Below are 16,490 nucleotides of genomic sequence, written 5' to 3' on the forward strand. Positions count from 1 at the left end.
CTTACTCTTTGAGGGCCTTCATTCGACTGGTATCCACACTGCCGAAGGCCTCCTGAATTTGATGGGTATAAATACCGACGATCAAGCCGGCGACCAGCACATCGAAAAAGATTCCCAATTCCACGATCAACGGCATCCCATAGGCTGCAGCAGTGGCCGCGAGAAATAGCCCGTTTTCAATCACGAGAAACCCGATCACTTGCGTCACGGCTTTTAACCTGGAAACCATGATAAAAAATCCGATAAGCACGATGGCCAGGGCAATCGCCAGGGAATCTTGAGTCAGTAGGAATCCGAGATGAACAATCGGTTGAGTAATAAAAAATGCAAGAATCACCAATCCTCCACAGATCAACAAACCGGTTGGAATGTTCACGTACATACTGACCTCGCGCTGAACATTTAACTGCCTCACGATCTTCTTTAAAATTCGTGGCAGGATAATGGCTTTAATTGCGATAGTGAGTACTGCCGCCAGGTAAATATGGTGAATGCCGGTCAAATACGCCACCAACGTGGCCGTCACGGCCAAAAACACTGACTGCAAGGCGAACAAGTCCACGCAGGCCATCAGGCGTCGTTGTGCGACGATGGCAAAACACGTCAGCAACAGGAGGGCCGAGCATAGATTGACCAGATATGAACCGATATTGATCGGGAGAGTTGGCATGTCACACCCGCAGGATATAAAAAAACACCAGAGCTAATAATGACAGAATAAAGGCTGCCCCAAGTAATTCCGTCACGCGAAACAACCGCAATTTGGCAAACATACATTCAAACACCCCAACCACGACGGCCAACCCCACTACTTTCCCCACAAAGACCAACAACCCCAATCCCAGAGCTGACGGGGACAAGGTCGTGGCAATGCCCCAAGGTGCAAAAATGTTGGCCAGCAAGGTCAAAAAAATCATGAGTTTCATTCCGGCTGCCCACTCAACTAGGGCCAGATATCGCCCCGAGTATTCCAAAATCATCGCTTCATGAATCATGGTCAATTCCAAATGCGTCGCCGGATTATCCACGGGCACACGACCGGTTTCGGCCAGCGTAATGATAAACAGTGCCACCAAGGCCATTAAGTGAGGCGGAGGATCCAGCACAATACCCTGCAAGATCGCGGTCTTATACACGATGGCGCTGATATTGGCCGAGCCCGCCGTGAGAGCCACGGCAAACAAGGACAAAATCAAGGCCGGTTCGGTCAGCGAGGCGACAATCGCTTCGCGACTGCTGCCCATTCCACCAAAGGCGGATCCGGCATCCAGGCCCGCCAGCATCAGGAAAAAGGTCCCTAAGGCCAGGAGATAGACCAGGGCAATAATATTTCCCGCAAAATTGAGCGGCATGGGCGCAATAATGGTGGGGACAAGCAGACTGGCAGCCAACGTTGAGGAAAACAGAATGTACGGCGTGGCTGGGAAGATCCACGAGGCTGTCGTAGAGATAACCGGCTCTTTGCGAAAAAGTTTGGCAAGATCCGCATATGGCTGGAACACGTTTGCCCCATGCCGACATTGCAGGTGGGCTTTCACTCTTCGAATGACTCCCACAATCAAGGGGGAAAGCCCTAGAACCAGAAACATTTGCAGAATAATCAGCAGGAAATCGATTGCGCTCATGAGTACGCTCTACCCCATTACCATCAATAAAAACACCAACGTCACAAAAATGTAGGCCAGGTACAAGGACAAATTTCCGCCTTGGATCACACGAGAACGATCGGCCAGGGTTGAAAAAAATCCCAGGATCGGATGATACAAATACTTGAGAAAAATGGGTTCAATGGAAAATTCGAAATGTCTCCGCTTGGCGAAATAATGCGATTCTTCAAGAAATTCCGTTTCAAGCTTGACCGTCGGTTGATAAATGGTGCTAAACACCCGCTTAATGGGCTGGACGAAACCGGTCGCGGTGTATTCCATTCGTGCGGTCACATTTAACCCACACCCCCATGTTTTATAGAATCGCGTTTTCCCCTTCCCCCCCAGAACATAGGCAACTCCCCACCCCAACGCGGTGAGACCGGCCAAGACAATCGCCAGGACCGGAGTGGAGAGACTTGAAAACTCTCCGCTTACCGGTGCGAGTGTCCATCCACCCATTTCAAACACTCTCCCGGCAATTGATATCCCCACAAAAGGTTCACTCACCCGATCAAGGAGGGGCACCACGACTGCAGGCCCCAATCCTAAAACCAGACAAAGGCCGGCTAGGAGTCCCATCCCGACGCGCATAGGGACAGGAACCTCTAGCGCTTTTCGTGCGTGGGATGTTCGCGGAAGAGCCAGAAATGAAATACCAAACGCCTTGACAAAACAGGCCAGAGCCAACGCCCCAGTAAGCGCAAGCAGAGCCGCAGCGATGGGAAGCATCAATTTCAAAAATAGAGAGGGGATTTCCAAACTTAAAAAGAGCCCCTGAAACACCAGCCATTCACTGACAAATCCATTCGTCGGTGGGAGGGCCGAAATGGAAACGGCCCCGATTAAGAAAGACAGGCCGGTCCAGGGCATCCGTCGAAGGAGTCCTCCATACTCTTCCATGTTCCGGGTGTGGGTGGCATACAGGAGTGAACCCGCGCCCATAAAGAGTAAGGCTTTAAACACCGCGTGATTGAGAGTGTGGTAGAGCCCTGCGATAATTCCCAACGCCGCCAGATGGGGCATATCATAGGCATAGAACACCATGCCTGTTCCAATTCCCATTAAAATAATGCCGATGTTTTCAACGCTGTGGAAGGCGAGAAGACTCTTCAGGTCATGTTCCATCAACGCATACATCACCCCGAGAAGCGCCGACACCGTGCCGACCAACAAGACCACAAATCCCCACCACCAGGGAAACGGCCCTCCAAGAAAATCAAAATACACTCGAAGGAGGCCATAAATTGCCGTTTTAATCATGACACCCGACATCAAGGCGGAGACATGAGACGGTGCGGCCGGATGGGCATAGGGCAACCAGACATGAAGTGGCACAATGCCCGCTTTGGTTCCAAAACCGATGAGGGCTGTCCAAAAGACCAGAATCCGCAACCCTTCCGGCAGAGATTGGTCGGCGCTTCGAAATGCCTCAAAGGCAAACGAACCCGTCTCCTGATAAAACATGAGAAACGTCACCAGAATAAATGCCGTGCCCACATGGGTCATAATTAAATAAAATAATCCCGCAAAACGGACGTCCGGTTTTTCATGCTCCGATACCACGAGAAAATATGAGAGGAGGGACATCAATTCCCAAACGATTAAAAAGAAGAAAGCATTATCCGCCGTGACAACCAACAACATGGACAGGAGAAACCCGTTATAGAGGAAGCCGAGAAGACTGACAGGAATTCGTCCGTAAAATTCCCGGACGTAGCCACTGGCAAATACGGATACCGCCAATCCCACAAGGGAAATCGTCAAGACAAAAAAAGCACTCAGGGAATCGAGCCGGAGAGAAAACGTCAGAAGAGGAATAGAAGACGGCAGGAACCAAACCAGCGGTTCAGGGGCCAAGAGCCCAATCAGACCAAGGGCTATTCCCAGGCCGCCAGCCACAGCAGCTGATCCATGCGCCATCACATTCTGAATATGGGGTCGATGTGGGAAACACAGCGGGAGAAGCATCCCACACGCATAGGCCAACAACAGAGCCAAGAACAGGAATATCGTCATGCCTTGCTTACGGTGTCACTTTCATTTGCCAAACGGGCAAGAGGAGGTGTCAAGGCAATTGGCCTCACCTGATTGAGAGAACAGGAATATCAAATGCTGGTCATAAGAACGTTTCATGGGCATCGCATAAAGAGACACATGATTAGAGGAGAAAACACCGGATTTCCTCGTGAGCAGGCTTGGTGGGGGCAAAGGAGTTCTGGTTTCCTTGAATGTGTGACCCGTGCGTAAAATTATTGGGGATTGGGAAAATGGCCAGGCGATGAAAGAAGCAAAATACTGATCGCCTGAGGGGAAGATCGCCATTCTGAGACGTATCTGTTTACCCGTACCCTCAAATTCTCTTATGGTGTTGTGGCTTTCATGCACAGATCCATTTCTGTGCAAAAGCTATACCTTGAAAATTCATTCTGTTCTTGCTCCAATGTTCCGCGTAACACCAGCAAAAAGCCCTAAAGATAGCTCGAAGCCGGTTAAGGAATTACAAGGAAACAAAGCATTTCAGTATCACGTCTGCAAACCTTGCAGGTCTTAGGTCCAGATGATTCATTTAGCTGACCTGCGCCCCATTTTTAGCCTGATCAACAGACCAATAGGGTTGCATTTGGCTTTCAGATTGCTCCCTCATTCCAAGAAGGCTTTATTCAGTATGAATCGACCACTTCCCGCTCATTGGATTTCTATCAAAATAGCCAGGACGGACGTGATGCACATTCCATATACCCAAGGAAAACAAGTGAACCCTTGATCCATGTAGACTCTATTTTCCTGAAGAATTTCCTAAGTGATGATGCAAATTTTGCACATGTATGTTTATGCCTATTTATCAAAATTCTCTATGGATTAAAGCCTTTTCTGAATTTATGGCTCGCAAGGCGGACTTCCCCATGCAAATTTTGCGTGAATACCTTTATTGATAGACAACTAAAAACCATTCAATCCATAAAACACGAGGGAAAACTCAGCTCTTCTTCATTCTTCAATAAGCGATGATCGATCCCTCATATGCCACTTGGCACGTCCATTGCTCTCATCATATCTTTCCAAAAGGGGTCATGAGCACAACCAAACGACGCATGGAAAAGCAGGTAAAGGGATTGGACTTCAACCGCCTCCGACACCTGATCACGTTCATGCAGAATTTCTTAATAAGGCCGGGCCAACCATTCTTACCACCCTGTCGCCCCAACGCTGGCATTCTAGATATGGAAATGCTTCATATGGGTTTCCAGGCATGGCCTTGAATTTTCAATTAAGAACAAAAATTTCTTGAGATGCAATGTCCGGACAACGCATCGATCTATGCTGAATCCCCCTACCCTTGCACAAGGCTTGTATGGGTTAGGGATGAAACATCATCGGTGTATTTCCAATGTGCCCCATAGAGCTGTGGTCATGATTCTCTTGACACCTAATCGTAAAATTCCCTCATCTCAGTATCCTCTCAATGGAAAAAGCTGTAATGAGGACATTTCTGCCAATCGTATACGGAATAGACAGAATGGATGGGTTGACATGGAAGGCATCATGGCCGCACTGACATCATTTTAAGAAGAGAGGTGTGCACAAAAGGTTCCCCGGCATAGCCGAAAATTTCCGAATAACAGAACATTTCCACCGATAGAGTTGGAACGCCGTCTTTTGATGAAAAGTTGTTAAAACGAATGGACATTGCACCATCCCCCTTTCTTCGCCTATGGTAATAGGAGAGAAATAGTCAGTATTTACGATAGTTTCCGAGAATATTTCATACAAACTAGAGCCAGAAATGTTTCGTCCTCGCCCTGAAACACCACTTTTTCACAATCTGCTCATTCGTCAAATCGTACCCATTCTTATTATTGTGGGCGTAGTGGTTGGAGTGCTCTTGATCTTCAGTCTAGAGCATCAAAGTATGGTGGTGGTTGGCCTCACGGAAGGCAGGACCGTATCTTCGGAATTAAATGCCGCAGTCGGACAATCCCGGCGTGATTTGATCGCCATCACACTTCTACTCTTCATCGTCGGTGGGGTTGGTATTTCCGCTGTCGTCACCTATCTCCATTACGCCAACGCCAAACAAAACCTGGAAGAGGTCAAAGGGCTAGCCCGGCACATATTGGAAAGCATCCCGACTGGTGTATTGACAGTCAGTGAAGATGGAGTAATAACCGCAGCCAATCCAACCGCTGAAGCCATTCTTGAGCGCCCTGCGATTTCTCTATTGGGCAAGCATTACGGGGTGGTGTTTGGGGAAGGGCATCCCATTCATTTACTCCTTGCCCAAATGGTGCACCATGGCGGATCCATGCATTCCAAGGAGATTACCTTCGATTCCCAAAATGGGGAGGTCCGGACAATCCATATTAGCAGTGTAGATTTGACGGATGATAATGGCAAACCGGCAGGAATGATTTTTCAACTGCACGATGTCACCGAGTGGCTAGCGCTCGAAAAACAGGTAAACGAAGCCCAACGACTGACTGCGCTGCATACGTTGTCAGCCGGAGTTGCGCATGAACTTCGCAATCCTCTCAGCGCCCTGGATCTCAATCTTCATTTACTTGAAGAAGAACTCCGCGAGACAACCGACTTGTCCAGTCGGGCCAATGACTATTTTACAGTACTGAACGCCGAATTACGGCGGCTATCGGCTATTTTGGATAATATTATCCGATATGCACAATCACGCCCTTCTCAATTTCAGGAAGTCAACATTCAGTCCCTCGTGTCACATGTCACACAGTTATTACAACATGAGGCCGAGGACAGGAACCAACAGCTTCAGGTTTCGGTCCCGACGAACCTTCCGAATGTCCAGGGTGACGAAACGCAGATCGCACAGGCTCTAATAAATATCGTAATCAATGCCTTTCAGGCCATGACCGCAGGCGGAGTCTGCCGAATTATCGTCCAGGAACGCGAACGACAAGAGCGGCGCTGGGTGGAGATTGCCGTTCACGATACCGGACAAGGGATTGATCCACAATCGCTTGTCCACATCTTCGACCCTTTTTACACGACAAAAGAAACCGGGACCGGCCTTGGCCTCGCCGTCGCACATCGAATATTACAAAATCATGGGGGCCGCATTGACGTGACCGCACTTCCCGGCGATGGCACCTCGGTCACAATGAGTTTACCCGTGTGTGTGAATGCCCAGGCCATAGCCGTGGAGGATGTGTGAAACAAGAAACTCACATTCTGGTTGTCGATGACGAAATCAATATTCGTAATGCGTTAGTCACGATATTGGAAAAAGCAGGGTACCTTGCCCAGGGCGCCGACTCGGCCGAATCCGCGCTGGCCTTGATGAAAGAGGCGCCCAGTGACCTTCTCATCACGGATGTAAGAATGCCCCGTATCGGGGGCATGGCCCTCGTTCCCCGAATAAAATCCCTTTGGCCTGCCACGGAAATCATCGTCATTACGGCCTATGGTTCTATTGAGACTGCTGTGGAAGCCATGCGGTTGGGAGCTTACGATTTTCTCACCAAGCCCATTGACCGTGAACGATTCTCCATTGTGGTCGAAAGGGCTTTGGATCGCCACAGGCTTGCAGCCGAAAATCAGAATTTGCGTCACCAACTTGAGACACGAAATCGCATCGAAGAAATGATCGGCGAAAGCGAAGCGATGCGTCGAATACACCATGTTATTGGAATGGTTGCCAAAAATGACGTCACGATTTTAATCGGTGGGGAAAGCGGAACAGGCAAAGAATTGGTGGCACGTGCCATTCATCAACAAAGCCAGCGGTCCAATGGCCCGTTTATCACGATGAATTGTGGTGCCCTTCCAGAGTCTCTTTTCGAAAGCGAATTATTTGGTTATGAAAAAGGGGCATTTTCTGGGGCGGTTGGGACCAAACCCGGTCGATTTGAGATGGCAGATGAGGGAACCCTCTTTCTTGACGAGTTGGGCGAACTTCCCTTAAAAGCCCAAGTCGATTTTCTCCGGGTCTTAGAAACCGGTGAATTTCGACGGCTTGGAGGGAAAACCCTGATCACCGTCAATACCCGGATTATTGCCGCCACCAACCGCAATTTGCCTCAGTTGGTCGAAACCGGACTGTTTCGTGAAGATCTTTTCTATCGCATAAATGTGGTGCCGATTCATCTGCCCCCCTTGAGAGAGCGTCGTGAGGATATCCCTGTTTTGCTCGACTATTTTCTCAAGGAATTTGCCCAGAAGCACCGGATTCCACTCAAAACCCTTTCTCTACCTTCCCTGAGATTTCTCGTTCAATACCACTGGCCGGGTAATATTCGTCAACTCCGGAATGTCATTGAACGCTTGGTCGTGACGGTGAAGGAGCACGCTATTCAGCCTGATCATCTTCCAGATGAAATTCGAACGAGTGTCAATCCAGGAAGCAGGATGGTGATCTCCCTCGGAACCCCTCTCGAAGACATTGAACGGGAAGTCATCCGCCGAACCCTCGTGGAAGTCACTCCTCATCGTGAACAGGCTGCGAAACTCCTTGGGATTAGCGTGAGATCGCTCCAATATAAAATCAAAGAATATGGGATTGAGTTGTAAAACCTCTAAATCCATAAAACGATCCAAAACAAGGGTAGAAACCGATCTGCTGCGTCTTGCCTATAAAGAAATATTGACACCCATGCCCTATAGACGACCTTCTGTTTGAATTCTCTCGAGCACTCAATTCCCTATGGCTCAACAAACCTCCTGACTTATTGGGCCCATTTGGTTTGTACCTCTCAAACCAGCAGAAAACCATTTTCCCTTCCGTAATTTCAGAGGACGTTTTAACCTGAGATAGCACACCGAGGCAAAGGTAATCCCCACCGCACAAGGGCCGGAGTTAATTTTGACATCGTCGTCGTTCACACCTACAGTAAAGGAATCTAACTGGGATAAAGGCAGTCCTCGGCTTTCGTCATGACACGATGCATCCGATGTGAGGGCTGAACCTCGATGAAGGCTCCCCGTCGTCCCACGGGACAAACGGGGATGATTGATGGTCAGAGTATAAATCTGACGATCCCCTCCAGCCTTCCCTTCAACTTCAGCCATAATCAACCTCAGGCAACCTCAAGCAGGAATGAAAATCCCGGCTTGCTTGGGAATCCCTGCTCAAGAAAAGATTCCGCCGGACAGACTTCGAGACCTCACAGGGACATGGTATGTTACTAATAGTCCCATTGATATGAGAGGGAGAGCTTTTGTGAACTTCTGAATGAGGCCAACATGAATGTATGGCCACTGCGATCTCCTAACTTGAATATTGCCTCACATCCATCATCGTCTAGGTGTATAGGTAAACCATGAAAAAACTGTACGTTTCGCAAAGCCTCATCGACGTGGAATCCCGAAAAGAGCTCTTGGATCAGGCCCGGATACCGGCCACGATCAAGAATCAACGCTCAGCGATGTTGGGAGGGGAAGTGCCATTTGTTGAAGTCTTCCCGGAATTGTGGGTGCTGAATGACGAGGATTTTGATCGCGCCCGGACCTTACTTAAAGACTGGGAGTATGCTAAACCTCTCGAAACAACGAAATGGACCTGCTCCGGATGCGGGGAATTGCATCAAAAAGAATTCACCACATGCTGGAAGTGCGGGCTGGAAAGACGGTAAAAGAATTCAGCCTGGTCTCACCAAGACTATTCCATCTTGACCCGGATTCTTTACCGTTGGCTTAGGAAGCCGGTCTGGTTTAAGCTGAACCAAGACTTCATGCGTGCCTCCAATCTCTACACACAGATATCTGTTTTTTACACTCCCATGTCTTCCACAAAGGTAATCAATGGCAGCATTCTTATTTTTTTGCTTCTTGGATTGCCTCCTCTGGGTATGGTCTTATCTGGCCAAGCTCTTCCCCACGACTTGATTTTATTTCCCATTCCCCTACAGCCCGGAGAGGCCTCTCTTTCCTGGCCGGTATTTGGACTCCTGGCCCTGCTTATCTCCGGAACAGTTGCCCCGTTTCTTTGGCGATACGGGAGACCCCGGTGGCACAGCAAATACAAGTCCGTTTCGGCCAAAGAGTTTCCCTGGTGGGGATGGATGGGAGTCGGTTGGACGGCTTTCGCCTGGATATTAGCCTGGACGCGCATTTCCTGGTTTCAAGAATGGCAACCACATACCTTCCCGCTCCTTTGGTTCGGCTATATTATCGTCATCAATGCCTTATGTTTTTCACGAACCGGCCAATGCCTTCTCATGAATCAGCCCAAATTGCTCTTTAAACTCTTTCTCCTCAGCGCCGTCTTTTGGTGGATATTTGAATACCTCAATCAGTTCGTGCGGAACTGGTATTACGTCGGGATAACGGAAGCTCATCCGTTTCTCATATTTTCTTGGATGACCATCGCATTTTCAACCGTTCTGCCGGCCGTCCTGAGTACTTATGCATACCTCTTTTCATTTGTGCAGATGAAGGCACCGTTTGAGAATTGGTATGCCATCTCCATTGTCGATTCGCCACGAACCGGATGGCTCATGTTCAGCCTTGGTTGTTTCGGGCTTCTGATGATTGGGATTTGGCCCACGCTGCTCTATGCTCTTCTCTGGGTGAGCCCCCTTCTGATCATGTTAGGCATACAAATAATTCGGAGAGTTCCAACCCTTCTGTCACCATTAGCCAAAGGAAACTGGAGCCCCGTGGTTTTTTCCGCTCTGGCAGCCCTGGTCTGTGGAGGATTTTGGGAGATGTGGAATGCCTACAGCCTGCTCCATTGGGAATATTCGATTCCCTACGTCCACGCACTCCAGATGGGGAAAATGCCAATCCTCGGTTATGCCGGCTATTTCCCGTTCGGCCTCGAATGTCTGACGGTCGCAGCTTTTTTTCTAGAAAATCAGAATTTCCGAGGTGAGACCTGGGCAGAAACCCCAGCAAGCCCATGAAGGCCGTATTATAGGCTGTTCCTCCTGAGACTAAGCTTCACAGAAGGAGATAACACAATTTCTTATGAAAAAAAGTCACTCGACTCCTGGCGCATCTATCCACAAACCATCGTTCGTCCCTCCAGTGATCGATTCGGCTTCCACCTCAACCGCGGCCATCATCGGTTCATTTTCCAAGGGGTCGATGACGTCTCCACAACAGATCCGGACATGGGTAGCATTTGAGAAAGAATACGGAAAACTGGAAACAGAGGCCCTTTCCTCCCATTGCATCAAACAATTTTTTGACAATGAAGGAAAAGCCATTTTGGTGGTACGGATCGGAACGGGACAGATCAAAGGCGTGGCTCCATTTCTCCAAGGCCTTTCTCTTCTCGACCGCATAGGGGGTTTCAATATTTTGTTCATTCCTCAAACCGAACAGCTCCCGGATCCCCATGCGAATAAAGTCATGCAAGCAGCCATTGCTCTTGTTGCCAAACACCGTGCGATGTATGTCCTGGATGTCCCTCAATGCGATGCCTCACGACAAACGGTCAGGACTCTGACAACTTGGTTTAATGAGCAATCAGGCATTCACCATCCGAATGTGGCCATGTACGTTCCGCGTGTCCAAGTCCCTCCGTCCCTTAAGAAGGCACCTTTGCACATCCCTGCCAGCGGAGCCATGGCTGGGGTATGGGCCAGGACCGATCAACAACAAGGAGTATGGAAAGCCCCGGCAGGAACGGCAGCCATCCTTCATGGCGTTCTGGGTATCGAGCAGACGCTGACGCAACCTGAAATGGGACAACTCACTCAATTAGGTATGAATCCAATCCGGCCAACCTCTCCGTCACAGGTTGTCGCGTGGGGTGCACGAACCCTGTCATCCAACAGAGAATGGCAGTATCTTTCCGTCCGGCGTCTGGCATTGTTTCTGGAATCAAGCATACAACAGGGATTAGGGTGGGTGATAGATGAACCGAATGAAGAGCCCCTGTGGGCTCATATTCGCCAGGCGATTGATGTGTTTCTCCAATCACTATTCCGGAAGGGAGCCTTTCAAGGGCAAAAAGCCCAGGAGGCCTATTTTGTCAAATGCGGACCGGATACCATTTCATCCGCTGACCAGAATGCCGGGAACGTCAACATCATGATAGGGTTCGCTCCGCTCAAACCCGGTGAATTCATTATTCTTACCATCCAACAGAAAGCCAAATCTGTCCACCAGGCGTGATCCCCATTTTTCATTGTAATTGCGAAAACCCCTGGTTTTTTTTTTAAACTCCGGTGAATAGGAAATGCATGTCCATCCCCACACAGGATTTATACGGCAATCTCAAACGAATCGCATGGCAGCTCAAGTCAGGTGCAACTCTCTTCAGGGGATCTCTTTGGATTGTAACGGTCAGATGAGAAAAACCTTGGCAGGGATTAATGAAATATTCAGGAGAAAAACAAAGACATGGCCATTCACAATTATTTGTTGAGCAACGCCTGACGGATCTTTTGCATGTCCAACGGAAAGCCTACGGAATATTCCCGAAACATCCCGGATACGGGATGTTGGAATCCTAGTGCGCGTGCATGGAGCATCACCCGTGGTATGTCGATCTCCGTAATCCGGCATACGTTCTGACCGCCATACGTCTCATCCCCCAAAATCGGGCACCCTAAGGACGCCAGATGAACCCGAAGCTGATGTGTCCGCCCTGTGCGTGGAAACAACACGACCTGTGAGGCCATGTCACCAAAATTTTGATCCACCCGATACTCGGTGACCGCTCGTTGTGACTGTGCGGTGTTGGATGAAACCTTTTTCGACTCTCTGCGATCCCGACCGATGGGCAACTCAATCACTCCCTGTTCATGGCGAGGTATGCTCCAGACAAACGCCTCATAGATCCGTATGATCGAGTGTTTTTCAAACTGTGTCGCCAGAGTACGATGGGCATGATCGGTTTTAGCGACCACCATCACTCCGGAGGTGTCCTTATCCAGTCGGTGAACCAACCGTGGTAGCGCCCTTTTCCCATTGAATATTTCTGCACCGGCATGGTTGGGAATATGGGCCAACAGCGCATTGAGCACGGTGCCCTCCCAGTTCCCTGCCGCGGGATGCACCACCACACCCGCAGGCTTGTTCAACACGAGGAGGGCTTCATCCTCGTGGAGAATTTCCAATGGCAAAGTCTTCCCGTCAACCAGGAGCGGCCCCGGCTGGGGAACATCCATCGTTATATGATCGCCTGGCTTAATGGTATGACTCGGCTTGACCATCCTGTCATTGACACGGATCCGTCCCAACTCAATCAAGCGTTGTAACCGTGAACGGGATATGTCCCGCTCACGATTGACCAAAAATTGATCAAGGCGTTTGCGGGTTTCACCCTCCGTCACGATAAATTCAGTAATCATGTTTGTGTCTTCAATGTCTGACCCGGTGGTTATTGGCTGATAGCCCACGGACTCGACCTCACCTATCCTCTCCTTACAAAGGAGAGGAATTTGAATCTTGGGAAATCATTCGTTACCAGTGAGCAAGCCCATGACAAGCCTTTGTGTAACCGCTTCCCCTCTTTCCCCACATTCACACATGTCGATGCCCGCTTACCTATTCAGAAGATGCTGGAAAATCAGTTCAAAAAAATAACAATACAGAAAAATAGGAAGGGGCAATCCTAAAGCCGTTCCAACCAGATAATCGCGAAAGCGAATGTCCGCAAGGGCCAGAGCATAATTTAGAGCAGGCAAGGTCTGAAACAGCAGGCGCAAGAATGCCACCGACAGGATTGGACGGTCATCCAGATGGGCGAAAATCGTGTCGGCCCACCGATGATTGAAGCTGCGAAGCGCCGTTCCACCCACCGCACGAATCAGGAGAAAACTGATCGTCGAAGAACACATCGCGGCCATCAGGGTCGCAACCCCACCCCATTCTTTACCCAACGCAAAGACGGCCCCGACTAAAAAGATCCATCCAGGCACATACAAGAGATTGCCGAAGCTAAAGGCCAGACAAAACAGGACAAGACCCCAAACCGGATACGCAAAAAATAATGACTGAATAACATCCGGCGACAGGTGGGATCGCAGACCGGTCAGTGCAACCGTCACATACAGCAGGAGAAAGAACGCAATGATGAAAAGAAGCTTTTTCTTAGGATCGGTGATAAGAGAAAACGTCATTTTCACACGCATCTTACGGATGCATGCTGAAAAACTCAAAAACCCCGGACACCCCCAAGCGGGTTAAATGAGAGGGGAAAAAGATCAATTCCAACAGCGGAGATTCATGAGAATCCGTTGACATGGCAACTCGAGAACCTTTGCGGTCGCCCTCAATAAACTCTGACTTCGTCAACCATGACAGAGTCAACCCCCAAATTTCCATCTCCTGATGCACCCAACACGAATCCAACGGCATTGATGTTCTTTCATACCGAACATGGGCAGACAGAACTTTACACATCATTCATTTCTCCAATCGTACACCATCCCCGATTCGCATTGCGCCGCCCTGTATGACTGAAGCATAAACCCCAACATTGCCAAGATTGTGTTGGACCGCCGTGCGTAAAATCCCGGTATCCTTTGGAAGTTCCCCTTGGGCTAACGTCGTCATGACACACCGACCGCATGAGCCGGTAATCTTCAACCGCACGTTCTCCCCAATGCCTAGCGTCTGACCAATCCAACCCTGTTCGATAAAGCCTTGCTCATCGGATCCAGTGTCCACAACAACGTTCGGACGAAACCGCGGCACCTCAAAACGCCCTTCCGGATATGACTCACGAAGCCGATTAAGCGTGCCCGTGGTCAGTAGGTGCACCATCGCGGCATCGAAAAACGTCCCGGTTGGAAGGGAGAAATCCGTAACGGTGTCCCGTTTCTCGCGACCATCCATGTCGGGCCAGTATTCCTCAGACTGCGCAATCCAGGTTTCAGGCATAGCTGATTGAACGCCGGTCACCCTCCCACCCTCAATGAGCGCCAATGTAACCTCGCGGTTCAAAGCTTTGGAAAGAACCTGGGACAGGTCCTGTTGATCACTGGTCACCCGTGTACCGTCAGGCAGCGTGATGCGCAGGCGAGATCCAGACTCTTTATCTCCAGACGACTCCAGGTACGTGGCCTGAAAGGCAAACATATTGGGCCATTTTTTTGGATTTTTGGCCGTGGCCACTTTGCCATCGGCACGATCCAGGATAGCATAGGCACGATCCCCGACAAGTCCGTGACCAGTAACCTGAACAAGGGACAAGGCCTCCCCTCTCATCGACTTGACTGGATAGCGCCACAAGGACTGAATGACTCCCCTTTCGGATTCTAAAACTCTTGTCACTTCCCACTCTCCTTTTTTGAATAGTGATCTCCCGGGACGGTCACGCAGCCATTCTCAGGAATGGCTGACTCTAAAGCAATCCCCCGCCGGTTTGCTCTCAGAATGAATCAGGGTGCTTGGGAGGATGAGGCCCATCCCCCCAAGACTAGCACAGAAATAATTATCCCAGGTAGGATCATGGAATCTCGACAATGTCGGATTTCATGGAACCGAGCAGCCCGAGTAATTCATCCTGCTCCCTTTTTGGAACCTTGAATGTATCGAGTGCCCTGACCAGGTCCTCAACCATAGCCGTAAAGTCGGCATTGGTAATGCGCATTCCCGCATGCGTCGTCTTCATGTCCCTGCCGGTATAGGTGCAGGGCCCACCAGTCGCTCCACAGACTTGATCCACCAGATGTCCCTTCAGTTTCGGAATATCGGTAGTGGCAAAGCGACCATTAATACGGGGATCGTTAGCAACATTGCCCACAAATTCATCGATGACCGCCGTGATAGCCGGCTTTCCCCCTAACCGGTCGTACAATGATGTCGTCCTCTTTCCCGCCGGGGGTTCAACTGTTGAACAGGCCGCCCCACTCATGGACAACCCTATGGCAAGCCCGAGACACACATTCCTCACCCATCCACGCATACGATTTTCTCCTTTCATTGATAACCGGGAGTCGGCGTCCAGGCTATCCTGCAACCCGTCTCACTCCCGGGAATAAAGTCTTTCGTTTTAAATGCTGGCTTTCACATCGTCCATGGATGCACCAAAATTCACGTGAAATACCTGTCCCTCTAACACCAGGGCAGGAACAGACTTCACCCCTGCCGTTTCAGCCTCAACCACCCGATCGGGTGTCTGTGCAAAATGGACGATTTCCAGGTCATATTGCTGACGATCGATGGCTTGAGTCACCATGGTTTCCGCAGAAACACAGACCGGGCACCCTGCATGATAAAACACGGCTTTCTTCATACACTGTCTCCTTTTGAAAGATTGAAATTAGTATTGAGTCGAAACTAAATGGAATCTACCAGCGATATTCGCGTTTGTCAAATCTGTATCGAGACGATACAATTAACCTATGAGCGCCCAAGAAGCCAATGATGTTTTAGAGCGATTGTGCAACCTGCAACGGATGGAGGCACGGGCGTTTGGCCTGCGTTACGGTTTACAACCCGTGCAGATGGAAGCGCTGACGTATTTGACGCAATGCAATCGCTATTCAAATACGCCGCAAGCCGTGGCGGAGTACCTGGGACTCACGAAGGGAACCGTCTCACAATCGCTCAAGGTTTTAGAGCAGAAGGGATTCCTGCGGAAGGAGGCGGATCATGAGGACAAACGGATCGTACGCCTTGCGCCGACCACCAAAGGGAGCAATCTCGTAAAAAAAGCCCTTCTCACGAGAAGCCTGGAACCGGCACTGGCGAGGACGGATTCAATAAAAATCGCTGAACTGACTTCTGCGTTGCGCTCAATCCTGCGAGGCATGCAGCAGATCAATGGACGAAAGGCCTTTGGTGCCTGCCACACCTGTCGTTTCAATGAAGATCATGAGAAGAACGGGTATGTCTGCGGTTTGACACGAGAACCGTTAAGTGTGCAAGACATTCAATTGATCTGCCGCGAGCACCAATATCCGCATTAGCGCA

At 49.8% G+C, this 16,490-nt stretch carries 14 protein-coding genes; 6 read left to right on the top strand and 8 right to left on the bottom strand.

The annotated features are described in order from the left end of the window. Position 1 precedes the first annotated feature (1 nt). Genes H6750_10475 through hyfB form a run of 3 tightly spaced genes read right to left on the bottom strand, consistent with a single transcriptional unit; the run spans position 2 to position 3,665 of the window. Positions 2-670, bottom strand: a complete 669-nt coding sequence (locus tag H6750_10475) for a hydrogenase (protein MCB9774733.1) — start codon at positions 668-670, stop codon at positions 2-4. A gap of 1 nt (position 671) precedes the next feature. Next, positions 672-1,625 (bottom strand): NADH-quinone oxidoreductase subunit H, encoded by a 954-nt coding sequence (locus H6750_10480; protein ID MCB9774734.1) that lies wholly within the window; start codon positions 1,623-1,625, stop codon positions 672-674. Between the two features lie 9 nt (positions 1,626-1,634). Beyond that, a complete protein-coding gene (hyfB, locus tag H6750_10485) occupies positions 1,635-3,665 on the bottom strand; it encodes a hydrogenase 4 subunit B (GenBank protein MCB9774735.1) in 2,031 nt (676 codons plus the stop codon). Between the two features lie 1,768 nt (positions 3,666-5,433). Here hyfB and H6750_10490 point away from each other — a divergent pair. The 5 genes from H6750_10490 (at position 5,434) to H6750_10510 (ending at position 11,738) form a co-directional block, all read left to right on the top strand. Next, on the top strand, positions 5,434-6,831 hold the full coding sequence (locus H6750_10490; protein ID MCB9774736.1) for a PAS domain-containing protein: 1,398 nt from the start codon (positions 5,434-5,436) through the stop codon (positions 6,829-6,831). Next, complete coding sequence (locus H6750_10495; GenBank protein MCB9774737.1) at positions 6,828-8,186, top strand: sigma-54-dependent Fis family transcriptional regulator; 1,359 nt, start codon at positions 6,828-6,830, stop codon at positions 8,184-8,186. The genes H6750_10490 and H6750_10495 overlap by 4 nt, the downstream gene beginning before the upstream one ends. A gap of 749 nt (positions 8,187-8,935) precedes the next feature. Beyond that, complete coding sequence (locus H6750_10500) at positions 8,936-9,247, top strand: DUF2007 domain-containing protein (protein ID MCB9774738.1); 312 nt, start codon at positions 8,936-8,938, stop codon at positions 9,245-9,247. A 99-nt stretch (positions 9,248-9,346) separates the two neighbouring features. Next, the gene (locus tag H6750_10505; protein MCB9774739.1) at positions 9,347-10,519 is read left to right on the top strand and encodes a hypothetical protein; all 1,173 of its coding nucleotides are present in this window, start codon (positions 9,347-9,349) and stop codon (positions 10,517-10,519) included. A gap of 64 nt (positions 10,520-10,583) precedes the next feature. After that, positions 10,584-11,738, top strand: coding sequence for a phage tail sheath family protein (locus H6750_10510; GenBank protein MCB9774740.1), 1,155 nt, complete (start codon positions 10,584-10,586; stop codon positions 11,736-11,738). Between the two features lie 242 nt (positions 11,739-11,980). Here H6750_10510 and H6750_10515 read toward each other — a convergent pair whose 3' ends face one another. The 5 genes from H6750_10515 to H6750_10535 all read right to left on the bottom strand — a co-directional run bounded on the left by H6750_10515 (position 11,981) and on the right by H6750_10535 (position 15,810). Further along, on the bottom strand, positions 11,981-12,919 hold the full coding sequence (locus H6750_10515) for an RluA family pseudouridine synthase (GenBank protein ID MCB9774741.1): 939 nt from the start codon (positions 12,917-12,919) through the stop codon (positions 11,981-11,983). Between the two features lie 192 nt (positions 12,920-13,111). Further along, entirely contained in the window at positions 13,112-13,690 is a 579-nt protein-coding gene (locus H6750_10520; GenBank protein ID MCB9774742.1) for a VTT domain-containing protein, read from the bottom strand. A 286-nt stretch (positions 13,691-13,976) separates the two neighbouring features. After that, positions 13,977-14,780 carry an MOSC domain-containing protein gene (locus tag H6750_10525; GenBank protein ID MCB9774743.1) on the bottom strand — a complete coding sequence of 268 codons (804 nt, stop codon included), beginning with the start codon at positions 14,778-14,780 and terminating at the stop codon, positions 13,977-13,979. 241 nt (positions 14,781-15,021) lie between these two features. Next, on the bottom strand, positions 15,022-15,480 hold the full coding sequence (locus tag H6750_10530) for a group 1 truncated hemoglobin (protein ID MCB9774744.1): 459 nt from the start codon (positions 15,478-15,480) through the stop codon (positions 15,022-15,024). An 87-nt stretch (positions 15,481-15,567) separates the two neighbouring features. Continuing rightward, complete coding sequence (locus tag H6750_10535) at positions 15,568-15,810, bottom strand: thioredoxin family protein (protein ID MCB9774745.1); 243 nt, start codon at positions 15,808-15,810, stop codon at positions 15,568-15,570. Between the two features lie 109 nt (positions 15,811-15,919). Here H6750_10535 and H6750_10540 point away from each other — a divergent pair, with 109 nt between their 5' ends. Next, entirely contained in the window at positions 15,920-16,486 is a 567-nt protein-coding gene (locus tag H6750_10540) for a MarR family transcriptional regulator (protein ID MCB9774746.1), read from the top strand. Positions 16,487-16,490 lie beyond the last annotated feature (4 nt).

Source organism: Nitrospiraceae bacterium, from assembly GCA_020632595.1.
GTDB lineage: Bacteria > Nitrospirota > Nitrospiria > Nitrospirales > UBA8639 > Nitrospira_E.